The sequence below is a fragment of the Pseudomonas sp. BN417 genome, assembly GCF_029871205.1.
Lineage (GTDB): Bacteria > Pseudomonadota > Gammaproteobacteria > Pseudomonadales > Pseudomonadaceae > Metapseudomonas.
Window position 1 is genome coordinate 49542 of the sequence record NZ_SSOJ01000069.1, and the last position, 13243, is coordinate 62784.

A 13243-nucleotide genomic window follows, 5' to 3' on the forward strand; every position below is an offset into this window, starting at 1 on the left:
ATGAATTACCGCCATGCCTTCCACGCCGGCAACCATGCCGATGTGCTCAAACATTTCACCCTGGCCCGTCTGATCGCCCTGCTGTCACGCAAGGAGGCGCCCTTCGCCTACCTCGACAGCCACGCCGGCGTCGGTCTCTATGACCTGCTGGGCGAGCAGGCCGGCCGCACCGACGAATGGCGCGAGGGCATCGGCCGGCTCTGGGATCTGGCCGAGTTGCCGGCGCCAATGGCCGACTACCTGCAGGTGATCCGCGAGCTGAATCCGGATGGCCGCCTGCGCTACTACCCCGGTTCGCCGGAGCTGGCGCGGCGCCTGACGCGGCCCCAGGACCGCCTGCAGCTGAACGAGAAACACCCGGAAGACGGCCAACTGCTGCGGGACAACATGGCCGGCGACCGCCGCGTCGCCGTGCATCTGGGCGAGGGCTGGCACCTGCCGCGGGCGCTGCTGCCGGTGGCGGAGAAGCGCGCGCTGATGCTGATCGACCCGCCCTTCGAGAAGGCCGACGAACTGGAGCGCTGCGTCACCGCGCTGCAGGAGGCCATAGGCCGGATGCGCCAGACGGTCGTGGCCATCTGGTACCCGATCAAGGACCAGCGCCAGCTCAAGCGTTTCTATCAGGGCCTGCAGGCCAGTGGCGCGCCCAAGCTGCTGCGGGTGGAGCTGCGGGTGCATGCGGCGGACAATGCACTCGGCCTGAACGGCTCCGGGCTGGCCATCGCCAACCCGCCGTGGGGCATAGAGGAAGAGCTGCGCCAGGTCCTGCCCTGGTTGGCCGAGCGCCTGGCGCAGAGCCAGGGCGGCTGGCAGCTGGATTGGTTGATTGCCGAGGGCAGCTGAGCGCCTGAATCTGAATGCAGGGGCCGGCCGTAGGATGGGGCGGGCGGCGTTCCGTGAGCGGAACGATACCCATCGCCAGGTCCTGATGGGTATCGCTCCGCTCCACCCATCCTACTCAGAGCTCGATGTCAGGCCGGCAGGCAGACCCCGGTGCCGCCCAGGCCGCAGTAGCCGCCGGGGTTCTTCGCCAGGTACTGCTGGTGGTAGGCCTCGGCGTAATAGAAGGCAGGCGCTTCCCCGATCTCGGTGGTGATGGCGCCGTAACCGGCCTTCTGCAATTCGTCCTGAAAGCGCGCCTGGCTGGCGCGGGCAGCGGCCAGTTGGGCCGGGTCGTAGCAGTAGATGGCCGAGCGGTACTGGGTGCCGACGTCATTGCCCTGGCGCATGCCCTGGGTCGGGTTGTGCGCTTCCCAGAACACCCGCAGCAACTCTTCGAAACTGGTCTGTTGCGGGTCGAACACCACCAGCACCGCTTCGGTGTGCCCGGTCAGGCCTGAACAGACTTCGTCATAGGTGGGGTTCGGCGTGAAGCCGCCGGCATAGCCCACGGCCGTGGTCCAGACACCGGGTTGCTGCCAGAAACGCCGTTCGGCGCCCCAGAAGCAGCCCAGGCCGAACTGTGCCATCTGCAGACCGGCTGGGAAGGGGCCGTGAAGCGGGCGGCCGTTGACGTAGTGGCTGTCGGGCACCGGCATCGGGGTTTCGCGGCCGGGCAGGGCCTGGCCAGCGCCGGGTAGTTCGAGCTTGTGGGCGAGTATTTGCGAACGCAGGACCATCAGCCTTCTCCTGGTTGGTGGCGGGAAGCCCCGATGTTACCTCGACTTGGCGGCCTGTTGATAAATCCACTGCCCCTGTCCCCGGGGCGCCGGCCTCAGGTCCCTTTGCGGCAGGGGTAGCGGCCGAGATTCTCGAACAGGTGCTTGCCGGAGATCGGCTTGTCGAACAGGTAGCCCTGGCCCACATCGCAGTGCTGGCGGCGCAGGAAGCCCAGCTGGGCGGCGGTCTCTATCCCCTCGGCAACCACCTTGAGCTTGAGCTTGTGGGCCATGGCGATCACCGCGGAGGTGATTTCCTTGTCGTCCTGGCTGTCGGGGATGTCCTTGATGAAGCTGCGATCGATCTTGATCACGTCGATGGGGAATTTCTTCAGGTAGCTGAGCGACGAGTAGCCGGTGCCGAAGTCATCCATGGCCAGGGTCAGGCCCAGGCTTTTCAGATTGTTGAGCTGGTGCCGGGTGTCTTCGGTGGCCTCCAGCAGCAGGCCTTCGGTGAGTTCCAGTTCCAGCTGCGCCGGCGGCAGTTGCTCCTCCTGCAGGATGGCGGCGATGGAGCCCACCAGATCGGGGTCGCTGAATTGCTTGGGCGACAGGTTGATCGCCACCTGCAGGTCGCCGAGCCCGGCTGCACCGAGACGTTTGCTCATGCGGCAGGCTTCGCGGATCACCCACTTGCCGATGGGGATGATCATCCCCGTCTCCTCCGCCACGCTGATGAACTGGTCCGGGCTGATCATGCCCTTTTCCGGGTGGTGCCAGCGCAGCAGCGCCTCCATGCCCAGCAACTGGCCGCTCTTCAGGCAGAGCTTGGGCTGGTAGAAGACTTCCAGTTCATTCTGCGCCAGGGCGCGGCGCAGGTTGTTCTCGACGAACAGCTTGTAGCTGGCTTCGGCGTTCAGCGCCTCGGTGAACAGCTGCAGCTGGTGCTTGCCGTTGGCCTTGGCCTTGTGCAGCGCGAGACCCGCGTGCTTCATCAGGGTCTGCGGGTCGCGCCCATGCTGGGGCGCGCAGGCCAGGCCGAGGGAGCCGGTGACGCTGATCAGCTGGTTGTCGACGAACAGCGGCTTGTCCAGGGTCTGCAGCACCTGGGCGGCGATGCGCCGGCCGCTCTCCAGGTCGGCTCCGTCGAGCAGCACGGCGAACTCGTTGCTGGCGAAGCGCGCCAGGACGCCATTGGGGCTCAGGCTGTTGCGCAGGCGCCGGGCGAGGCTGACCAGCAGTTTGTCGCCGGTCTGGTGGCCGAGGCTGTCGTTGATCCGCTTGAAGTTGTCGATATCCACCAGCAGCAGGCAGAGCGGTGTGTCACGGTCGCTGTGGAAGCGTTCTTCCAAGGTTCGGATGAAGTAGGGACGGTTGCCGAGGCCGGTGAGGTTGTCGGTATAGGCCAGCTTCTCGATGCGTTGCTGGGCCAGCTTGCTCTGGGTGACATCCTCGTAGATGCCGATGTAATGGGTGAGCCCGCCGTCCTCGCCGAAGACCTTGGAGATCGATAGCTGGCCCCAGTACGGCTCCAGGTTCTTGCGCCGGCTGCGGAACTCGCCCTGCCAGCTGTTGCAGGTGGCCAGGCCCGAGCCTGTGTCGAAGAGCAGCTCGCTGAGGTTCTCCAACGCCGGCAGGTCCGACAGGCGGCGGCCATGTACTTCGTCGGCGCTGTACTGGGTGATGGCGGTGAAGCTCGGGTTGACGTATTCCACCAGGCCGTCGCAGTCCACCAGCAGGAAGGCGCTGGCGCTCTGCTCCACGGCGCGCTGGAACAGGTGCAGCGCGCTGGTGGCGTGGCGGCGCTGCTGGTTCACCAGGACCTGGGCGAACTGGTCGGCCAGTTCGCCGGCGAAGGCGATCTCATCGGTCTGCCAGACCCGCGGCGCGCCGGTGTGCTCCAGGCAGAGCACGCCCACCACCTCGCCACCGATGCGGATGCTGGCGTCGAGCATGGCGGTGATGCCCTGGGGCTTGAGGTAACCCTTGGCCAGTTCGCTGGTGCGGGGGTCGCGCTGGGCATTGTGGGCGTCGATGGCGCGGCCACTGTGCAGGGCTTCGAGGTAGTGCGGGAACTGACTCATGTCCATGGCCCGCGGGTGCTCGTGATGGTCCTGGTCACGGCGGAACAGGCTGACCGCCACCAGTTGGCTGCCCTCGAGCATCCAGATGCCGGTGCGCGCCACGTCGTAGGCTTCGCAGGCGGCCTGGGTGATGAGTTGTGCGGCTTCCTCGGCGGGGTTGCTGGAGGTGTAGCGATGACGCGCCAGGCGCACGATCAGGCTCTGCTGGGCGCGGGAGCGGATCAGGTGCTGCAGGTGGTCTTCCTGGGAGCGCTGGTAGAGCTCGAGGGAGGTGCGCAGGCGACTGTTCTGGGCTTCCAGGTCGAGGTTCTTCTGCTTTTCCTTGGGCTCCTGCGCCTCGCCGGCCACCATCAGGTAGCCGCGCAGCAACTGGCGCCCGTGCTGCTGGAAAGGCTCGCCGACCTCCAGCAGGCGCAATGGCCCATTGGGGGTATGCAGGGTGTAATGGATGGCGTAGTGGGGCTTTTCGCCCAGCTGCAGCTGCACCTCGTCATGCAGCCGGTAACGGCTTTCCGGCTCCATCAGGCTGGCGTAGGGGGAGTCGATGAGGGCGCAGAGCTCGCTGGCAGGCACGCCGAACCGGCGCTCGCAGGCCGGATCGAGGAAGAGCAGCGCCCAGCTGGCTTCGTTGAGCCGCTCGAAACGCATCAGACCCAGCCGCGAGGGGACAGGCAACTGCGTCACTATCTCGGCCACCGTACGGCTGGCGGCATCGGGATGGCTCTTCATCGGGCGCTGGGCTTCCACTTCTCTGACCGGGAGAGGGCCCGGCCAACTTCTTCAAAGCACCGGGCAAGGGTGCATCATGATGATGGCACTGGCAAGCACGCCGCATGGGCCGTTTCGCGAGGCGGTTCTCAGCCCGCGCAGGGGGAGGGGCGGGCGCCGGGTGAGTCGACCTGGGCTGGGCGCAGGACCGTACGCAGGCGTCTGGAAGGACGGCCGGTGGCCAGTTGCAGGCAAAAAAAACCCCGCCTCAGGGGGCGGGGTTGAGGTACGAGCGTGGCGTGCTCGTGAATAGCAAGGGTTACAGCAGCATGGTACGGATATCCGCCAGCACGTCGCTGAGGCGCTTGGTGAAGCGCGCGGCGGCGGCACCGTTGATCACGCGGTGGTCGTAGGAGAGCGACAGCGGCAGCATCAGGCGCGGCTGGAAGGCCTTGCCGTCCCAAACCGGCTGCATCGCGGCCTTGGACACACCGAGTATCGCCACCTCAGGCGCGTTGACGATCGGCGTGAAGCCGGTGCCGCCAATATGGCCGAGGCTGGAGATGGTGAAGCAGGCGCCTTGCATGGCGTCGGCGGACAGCTTCTTGGTGCGTGCCTTCTCCGCCAGTTCGGCGGCCTCGGCGGCCAGTTGCAGCAGGCTCTTCTGGTCGACGTCGCGGATGACCGGCACCAGCAGGCCGTCCGGGGTGTCCACGGCGAAGCCGATGTGCACGTACTTCTTGCGGATCAGCGCCTTGCCGCTGGGGGCCAGGGAGCTGTTGAAGTCCGGAAGTTCCTTGAGCAGGTAGGCGCAGGCCTTGAGCAGCAGCGGCAGGACGGTCAGCTTGACGCCAGCCTTCTCCGCCACGGCCTTCTGGGCCACGCGGAAGGCTTCCAGCTCGGTGATGTCGGCCGAATCGAACTGGGTCACGTGCGGGACGTTGAGCCAGCTGCGATGCAGGTTGGCGGCGCCGACCTGCATCAGGCGGGTCATGGCCACTTCTTCGATCTCGCCGAACTTGCTGAAGTCCACCACCGGGATCGGCGGGATGCCGGCACCGCCAGTCGCGGCGGCAGCGGCAGCCGGGGCTTCCTTGGCCTTCTGCATCATGGCCTTGACGTAGGCCTGCACGTCTTCCTTGAGCACGCGGCCGTGCGGGCCAGTGGCCGGTACCACGCTCAGCTCGACGCCGAACTCGCGAGCCAGCTGGCGCACTGCCGGGCCGGCATGGACCTTGGCGCCGCTGGAACGTGCCGGTACACCAGTCGTGCTCGCAGCCGCAGCCGCCAGCGCGGCGATGGCGCTGACCTCGGCGGCCGCGACCGGGTGGGCGCCTTCCGGTACGCGGTGCACCGGTTGGCTCGCCTGGGCCGGAGCCGTGGCAGCCGGAGCGGCGCCCGCCACTCGCAGCTTGAGGATCAGGTCGCCGGTGCCGACTTCGGCATCCAGCTTGACCTCGACGCTCTCCACCACGCCAGCGGCGGGGGAGGGGATCTCCATGCTGGCCTTGTCGGACTCCAGGGTGATCAGCGACTGGTCGGCTTCGACGGTGTCGCCGGCCTTGACCAGTACTTCGATGACCTTGGCCGTGCCGTCCGAGCCGATGTCCGGAACGAAAATGTCCTGCACGGTCTGGCCGGCGGCTGCGGGGGCGGCAGCCGGAGCCGGGGCAGCGGCGGGCTTCTCTTCAGCCTTGGGCGCGGGAGCGGCTGCCTGCGCGGGCGCCGCGGCGGCGGCACCCTCGACTTCCAGTTCCAGCAGTTCGTCACCTTCCTTCAGGTGATCGCCGAGCTTGACCTTCAGGCTCTTGATCACACCGGACATGGGCGCGGGGATCTCCATGCTGGCCTTGTCCGATTCCAGGGTCAGCAGGCTCTGGTCGGCCTCGATGCGGTCGCCAACCTTGACGAACAGCTCGATCACTTCACCTTCGCCGCTGCCGATGTCGGGTACGCGAATCAATTTACTCACAATGCGTCTCCTCAGCAGTCCAGCGGGTTGCGTTTTTCGGGGTCGATGCCGAACTTGGCGATGGCCTCGGCCACGACCTTGGGCTCGATCTCGCCGCGGTCCGCCAGGGCTTCCAGGGTCGCCAGGACCACCCAGTAACGGTCAACCTCGAAGAAGTGGCGCAGTTTCCTGCGGGTGTCGCTGCGGCCGAAGCCGTCGGTGCCGAGGACCTTGTACTCCTTGCCCGGAATCCACTGGCGGATCTGGTCGGCGAACAGCTTCATGTAGTCGGTGGAGGCCACGACCGGACCCTTGCGGCCGGCCAGGCACTGCTCGACATACGTCTGCTGCGGCTTCTGTTCCGGGTGCAGGCGGTTGTGACGCTCGACGGCCAGGCCTTCGCGGCGCAGTTCGTTGAAGCTGGTGACGCTCCAGACGTCGGCGCCGACGTTGAACTGCTCGCGGAGGATCTTCGCCGCTTCGCGGACTTCGCGCAGGATGGTGCCCGAGCCCAGCAGTTGCACGTGGTGCGCGGCATCCTTCTTGTCTTCTTCCAGAAGGTACATGCCCTTGATGATGCCTTCCTCGACGCCTTCCGGCAGCGCGGGCTGCTGGTAGGCCTCGTTCATCACGGTGATGTAGTAGAAGATGTTCTGCTGCTCTTCGGTCATCTGGCGGATGCCTTCACGCACGATCACCGCCAGCTCATAGCCGTAGGTGGGGTCGTAGGTGCGGCAGTTGGGGATGGTGGCCGCCATGATGTGGCTGTGGCCGTCCTCGTGCTGCAGGCCTTCGCCGTTCAGGGTGGTACGACCCGAGGTGCCGCCGATCAGGAAGCCACGGGTGCGGCTATCGCCGGCAGCCCAGGCCAGGTCGCCGATACGCTGGAAGCCGAACATCGAGTAGAAGATGTAGAACGGCAGCATCGGCTGGTTGTGGTTGCTGTACGAGGTGCCGGCGGCGATGAAGGAGGACATGGCGCCCGCTTCGTTGATGCCTTCCTCGAGGATCTGGCCCTTCTTGTCCTCCCTGTAGAACATCACCTGGTCCTTGTCCACCGGCTCGTAGAGCTGGCCGACCGAGGAGTAGATGCCCAACTGGCGGAACATGCCTTCCATACCGAAGGTACGGGCCTCGTCCGGAATGATCGGGACGATGCGCTGGCCGAGCTCCTTGTCCTTGACCAGCTGCGAGAGGATGCGCACGAAGGCCATGGTGGTGGAGATTTCACGGTCGCCGGAGCCGTCGAGGATGGCTTTCAGGGTTTCCAGCGGCGGGGTCGGGATGCTGAAGCTGTTGGCGCGGCGCTGCGGCACGTAACCGCCCAGGGCGGCGCGGCGCTCGTGCAGGTACTTGTGCTCGGCGCTGCCTTGCTCGGGACGGTAGAACGGCAGTTTTTCCAGGTCTTCGTCCCTGACCGGGATGTCGAAGCGGTCGCGGAACTGCTTCAGGCTCTCGACGTCGACCTTCTTGACGTTGTGGGCGATGTTCTTCGCTTCGCCGGCGCCGGTGCCATAGCCCTTGATGGTCTTGGCCAGGACGACGGTGGGCTGGCCCTTGTGGTTGACCGCCTGGTGGTAGGCCGCATAGACCTTGTAGGGGTCGTGGCCGCCACGGTTGAGCTTCCAGATCTCGTCGTCGGAAAGGTCCTTGACCATTTCCTTGAGTTCCGGGGTGTTGAAGAAGTTCTCGCGGACGTAGGCACCGTCCTTGGCCTTGTAGTTCTGGTACTCGCCGTCGACCGCTTCGTCCATGCGGCGCTGCAGGGCACCATCGGCGTCCTTGGCGAACAGCGGGTCCCAGAAGCGGCCCCAGACCACCTTGTTCACGTTCCACTGGGCGCCGCGGAAGACACCTTCCAGCTCCTGGATGATCTTGCCGTTGCCGCGGACCGGGCCGTCGAGGCGCTGCAGGTTGCAGTTGATGACGAAGATCAGGTTGTCCAGCTTCTCGCGGCCGGCCAGGGAGATGGCGCCGAGGGATTCCGGCTCGTCGCACTCGCCGTCACCCATGAAGCACCAGACCTTCTGCTTGCCGGCGGGGATGAAGCCGCGGCTTTCCAGGTACTTCATGAAGCGCGCCTGGTAGATGGCCTGGATCGGGCCGAGGCCCATGGACACGGTGGGGAACTGCCAGAAGTCCGGCATCAGCCAGGGGTGCGGGTAGGAGGACAGGCCCTTGCCGTCCACTTCCTGGCGGAAGTTGGTCATCTGGTCTTCGCTGATGCGGCCTTCGAGGAAGGCGCGGGCATAGATGCCGGGGGAGGCGTGGCCCTGATAGAAGATCAGGTCGCCGCCATGCTCGTCGGTGGGAGCCTGGAAGAAGTAGTTGAAGCCGATGTCGTAGAGGGTCGCCGAGGACGCGAAGCTGGAGATGTGGCCGCCCAGGTCCGGGTCGTGCAGGTTGGTGCGCATGACCATTGCCAGGGCATTCCAGCGCACCAGGGAGCGGATGCGGCGTTCCATGAACAGGTCGCCGGGCATGCGGGCTTCGTGAGTCAATGGAATGCTGTTGCGATACGGCGTGGTGATGGCGTAGGGCAGTTGGGTGCCGCTGCGGGTGGCCAACTCGCCCATGCGGGTCAGCAGGTAGTGCGCGCGGTCTTCACCTTCTTTGTCGAGTACGGACTCCAGGGCGTCCAGCCATTCCTGGGTTTCGACGATATCGAGGTCTTGCATGGCTTGCTCCAGGGCGGAAAGGCTTCCAGAATCGGATGCCAGTGGTCACGGCCGGCCTTATGGGCGACCGCGGCGAAATTCTTGTTACCGGGGGGTAGAACCGGGCTCGTGTAGTTTTACTACAAATCGACGAAGGTTTCAGCACTCTGGATACAATCTTTCGTAGTAAAACTACAGATCGCGCGGCGCAGTCGGCTGAAAGCCCCGAGTTAGAGCTATTCCGCCACCGCTGCGCTAGCTGCGGGCCCAGCCGAGACCCGCAGCCCACAAAGGATAGACCATGAGCCTGCCGCCGCCGGCCGCCCTGTCGGCCAACCTCCAGCCCAGCGCCGATCGGGCGTTGTCGGCCTTCCGCTCCGCCCTCGCCGAACAGATCCAGGAATTCGCCGCCTGGCCCGACGAACGGCAGCAAGCCTTCGTTCGTGTCGCTGCTGCCAGCGATTTTGTCGCCGAGCAGGCCCAGCGCGACCCAGCCATGCTGCTGGCGCTGGCCGCTTCCGGTGAACTGGAACGGAGCCTGGCGCCGGGCGAGCTGCGGACCCAGGTGTCGGAGCTGCTGGAGGGCTGCGCCGAGGAAGATGAGCTGGGCCGGCGCCTGCGCCGCTACCGCAACCGCCAGCAGCTGCGCATCATCTGGCGCGACCTGACCCGCCAGGCGGATCTTGCGGAAACCTGCTGCGACCTTTCGGACCTCGCCGACGCCTGCATCGACCTCGCCTATCACTGGCTCTACAGCCGCCACTGCGCCCAGTTCGGTACCCCCATCGGCCGTCGCTCCGGCCAGCCGCAGCACCTTGTAGTGCTCGGCATGGGCAAGTTGGGCGCGCACGAGCTGAATCTGTCTTCGGATATCGACCTGATCTTCGGCTACCCCGAGGGCGGCGAAACCGAGGGCGCCAAGCGTGCCCTGGATAACCAGGAATTCTTCACCCGCCTCGGCCAGCGGCTGATCAAGGCGCTGGACGTGATCACCGTGGACGGTTTCGTCTTCCGCGTGGACATGCGCCTGCGCCCCTACGGCTCCTCCGGGCCGCTGGTGTTCAGCTTCAATGCCCTGGAGCAGTACTACCAGGACCAGGGGCGCGACTGGGAACGCTACGCCATGATCAAGGCGCGGGTGGTGGGGGGCGACCAGGCGGCCGGGGGCCAGCTGTTGCAGATGCTGCGGCCCTTCGTCTATCGCCGCTACCTGGACTTCTCCGCCATCGAGGCGCTGCGCTCGATGAAGCAACTGATCCAGCAGGAAGTGCGGCGCAAGGGTATGACCGACAACGTCAAGCTCGGCTCCGGCGGCATTCGCGAAGTCGAGTTCATTGCCCAGGCCTTCCAGTTGATCCACGGCGGGCGCGACCTCAGCCTGCAGCAGCGGCCGTTGCTCAAGGTGCTGGATACCCTGGAAGGTCAAGGCTACCTGCCGCCGCCAGTGGTGGCGGAAATGAAAGAGGGCTACGAGTTCCTTCGTTATACCGAGCACGCCCTGCAAGCGATTGCCGATCGCCAGACGCAGATGCTGCCGGACAGCGACCTGGACCGCGCTCGCGTCGCTTTCATCATGGGCTTCGATGACTGGTCGGCCTTCCATGAGCGCCTGATGTATTGGCGTGGGCGCGTCGAGTGGCACTTCCAGCAAGTGATCGCCGACCCGGATGAAGAAGAGGGTGGCGGTGAAAGCTGCATCGGCGGCGAGTGGCTGCCGCTCTGGGAGGAGGCCCTGGACGAAGAGGGCGCCTGTCGCCAGCTGGGCGAGGCGGGCTTCACCGAGCCGGCCACTGCCAGGCGCCGGCTCAGCGACCTGCGCAACGGTCCACAAGTACGCGCCATGCAGCGCCTCGGCCGCGAGCGTCTGGATGCCTTCATGCCGCGCCTGTTGAATATGACCGTGGAACACGGCAATCCCGACCTGGTGCTGGAGCGCGTGTTGCCCATGGTGGAGAAGGTGGCGCGCCGCTCGGCCTACCTGGTGCTGCTGAGCGAGAACCCCGGGGCGCTGCAGCGGCTGATCGAGCTTTGCGCGGCCAGCCCCTGGATCGCCGAACAGATCACCCGCTTCCCGCTGCTGCTGGACGAGCTGCTCAACGAAGGGCGCCTGTACCGTCCGCCGCTGGCCCCGGAGCTGGCCGCCGAACTGCGCGAGCGCCTCACCCGCATTCCCGAAGACGACCTTGAACAGCAGATGGAGGCCCTGCGCCACTTCAAGCTGGCCCACAGCCTGCGGGTAGCGGCTTCGGAGATCGCCGGCACCCTGCCGCTGATGAAGGTCAGCGACTACCTGACCTGGCTGGCCGAGGCCATCCTCGACCAAGTGCTGGCGCTGTCCTGGCGCTACAACGTGGCCAAGTTCGGCACGCCGAAGCGCGCCGACGGTAGCCTCTGCGACCCGGATTTCATCATCGTCGGCTATGGCAAGGTGGGCGGCCTGGAGTTCGGCCATGGTTCGGACCTGGACCTGGTGTTCATCCATGATGGCGATCCCGAGGCCGAGACTGACGGCGCCAAGCCCATAGATGGCGCCCAGTTCTTCACTCGCCTGGGTCAGCGCATCATCCACCTGCTCACCACCCAGACCACTTCCGGCTCCCTCTATGACGTCGACATGCGCCTGCGCCCCTCGGGCGCGGCGGGCCTGTTGGTCAGCTCGCTCGGTGCCTTCCAGCGCTACCAGGAAAACGAGGCCTGGACCTGGGAGCACCAGGCGCTGGTGCGCGCGCGGGTGCTGGTGGGCTCGCCACGGGTCGCCAGCGCCTTCGAACAGGTGCGCCTGGCGGTGCTCGGCCGCGAACGCGACCTGCCCAAGCTGCGCGCCGAGGTCAGCGAGATGCGGGCGAAGATGCGCGACAACCTCGGCACCCGCGAAACCGCTGCCGGAACCACGCCGAATGCCTTCGAGGCCGCGGCCGCCTTCGATCTGAAGCAGGATGCCGGCGGTATCGTCGATATCGAATTTATGGTGCAATATGCGGCCCTGGCCTGGTCACGACAGCACCCTGAGCTGGTTCGTTACACCGATAACATCCGCATTCTGGATGGCCTGGAGCAGGCAGACCTGCTGACCGGCGACGAGGTTCGCCTGCTGCAGGAGGCCTACAAAGCCTATCGTTCAGCGGCCCATCGCCAGGCCTTGCAGAAGCAGCCGGGGGTAGTGGGCGGGGACCAGTTCCACGCGGAGCGCCAAGGCGTGATGCGGATCTGGCGTGAGTTGGGCTTGAACTGACTCGTCTGGCTGAACCAATCGAATTCTTGAGGAGCTGGCAATATGTCGATGGCCGATCGTGATGGCGTGATCTGGTATGACGGCGAACTGGTACCGTGGCGCGAAGCGACCACCCATGTGCTGACCCACACCCTGCACTACGGCATGGGCGTGTTCGAAGGCGTGCGCGCCTACAACACCCCGGACGGCACGGCCATCTTCCGCCTGCAGGCGCACACCGATCGCCTGTTCGACTCGGCCCACATCATGAACATGCAGATCCCGTACTCCAAGGACGAGATCAACGAGGCCACCCGCGCCGCCGTTCGTGAGAACAACCTGGAAAGCGCCTACATCCGCCCGATGGTGTTCTACGGAAGCGAAGGCATGGGCCTGCGCGCCACCGGCCTGAAGGTCCACGTGATAGTCGCCGCCTGGAACTGGGGCGCCTACATGGGCGAAGAGGCCCTGCAGCAAGGCATCAAGGTGCGCACCAGCTCCTTCACCCGCCACCATGTGAACATCTCGATGACCCGCGCCAAGTCCAACGGCGCCTACATCAACTCCATGCTGGCCCTGCAGGAAGCCATTTCCGGCGGTGCCGACGAAGCCATGATGCTCGACCCGGAAGGCTACGTGGCCGAAGGCTCCGGCGAGAACATCTTCATCATCAAGGACGGTGTGCTCTACACCCCCGAGGTGACCGCCTGCCTCAACGGCATCACTCGCGCCACCGTGCTGCGCCTGGCCGACGAGCTCGGCATCAAGCTGGTGGAGAAGCGCATCACCCGTGATGAGGTGTACATCGCCGACGAGGCCTTCTTCACCGGCACCGCCGCTGAAGTCACCCCGATCCGCGAAGTGGATGGCCGCAAGATCGGCCTCGGCCGCCGTGGCCCGGTGACCGAAAAGCTGCAGAAAGCCTACTTCGATCTGGTGGCCGGCAAGACCTCCGCTCACCCCGAGTGGCGCACCCTGGTCAAGTAAACCGACAAAGCTGCAAGCAGCAAGCCGCAAGCCGCAAGTGGTCACCA

The 13243-nt window shown here is 65.8% G+C and carries 7 protein-coding genes; 3 read left to right on the forward strand and 4 right to left on the reverse strand.

Translation table 11 applies throughout. The features are described from left to right. On the forward strand, window positions 1–843 hold the full coding sequence (locus E8F11_RS07615; protein ID WP_280288229.1) for a 23S rRNA (adenine(2030)-N(6))-methyltransferase RlmJ: 843 nt from the start codon (window positions 1–3) through the stop codon (window positions 841–843). 128 nt (window positions 844–971) lie between these two features. Here the strand turns inward: E8F11_RS07615 and msrA are convergent, their stop codons facing one another. From msrA to aceE, 4 genes are all read right to left on the reverse strand, one after another. Then, entirely contained in the window at window positions 972–1619 is a 648-nt protein-coding gene (msrA, locus tag E8F11_RS07620; protein ID WP_280288230.1) for a peptide-methionine (S)-S-oxide reductase MsrA, read from the reverse strand. Between the two features lie 95 nt (window positions 1620–1714). Then, window positions 1715–4411 (reverse strand): EAL domain-containing protein, encoded by a 2697-nt coding sequence (locus tag E8F11_RS07625; protein ID WP_280288231.1) that lies wholly within the window; start codon window positions 4409–4411, stop codon window positions 1715–1717. A gap of 298 nt (window positions 4412–4709) precedes the next feature. Next, a complete protein-coding gene (gene aceF, locus E8F11_RS07630) occupies window positions 4710–6362 on the reverse strand; it encodes a dihydrolipoyllysine-residue acetyltransferase (RefSeq protein ID WP_280288232.1) in 1653 nt (550 codons plus the stop codon). A gap of 11 nt (window positions 6363–6373) precedes the next feature. After that, a complete protein-coding gene (aceE, locus tag E8F11_RS07635; protein WP_280288233.1) occupies window positions 6374–9019 on the reverse strand; it encodes a pyruvate dehydrogenase (acetyl-transferring), homodimeric type in 2646 nt (881 codons plus the stop codon). A 280-nt stretch (window positions 9020–9299) separates the two neighbouring features. Here aceE and glnE point away from each other — a divergent pair, with 280 nt between their 5' ends. Together glnE and ilvE are read left to right on the forward strand one after the other, a co-directional pair. Then, window positions 9300–12230 carry a bifunctional [glutamate--ammonia ligase]-adenylyl-L-tyrosine phosphorylase/[glutamate--ammonia-ligase] adenylyltransferase gene (gene glnE, locus E8F11_RS07640; protein WP_280288234.1) on the forward strand — a complete coding sequence of 977 codons (2931 nt, stop codon included), beginning with the start codon at window positions 9300–9302 and terminating at the stop codon, window positions 12228–12230. A gap of 42 nt (window positions 12231–12272) precedes the next feature. Next, window positions 12273–13196, forward strand: a complete 924-nt coding sequence (ilvE, locus tag E8F11_RS07645) for a branched-chain-amino-acid transaminase (protein ID WP_280288235.1) — start codon at window positions 12273–12275, stop codon at window positions 13194–13196. Window positions 13197–13243: the final 47 nt, after the last annotated feature.

What these genes read in the sequence shown, in the direction of transcription:
- glnE (WP_280288234.1), top strand. Translation starts at nt 9,300, where the DNA reads ATGAGCCTGCCGCCGCCGGCCGCCCTGTCGGCCAACCTCCAGCCCAGC.
- aceE (WP_280288233.1), bottom strand. Translation starts at nt 9,019, where the DNA reads ATGCAAGACCTCGATATCGTCGAAACCCAGGAATGGCTGGACGCCCTG.
- msrA (WP_280288230.1), bottom strand. Translation starts at nt 1,619, where the DNA reads ATGGTCCTGCGTTCGCAAATACTCGCCCACAAGCTCGAACTACCCGGC.
- E8F11_RS07615 (WP_280288229.1), top strand. Translation starts at nt 1, where the DNA reads ATGAATTACCGCCATGCCTTCCACGCCGGCAACCATGCCGATGTGCTC.
- ilvE (WP_280288235.1), top strand. Translation starts at nt 12,273, where the DNA reads ATGTCGATGGCCGATCGTGATGGCGTGATCTGGTATGACGGCGAACTG.
- E8F11_RS07625 (WP_280288231.1), bottom strand. Translation starts at nt 4,411, where the DNA reads ATGAAGAGCCATCCCGATGCCGCCAGCCGTACGGTGGCCGAGATAGTG.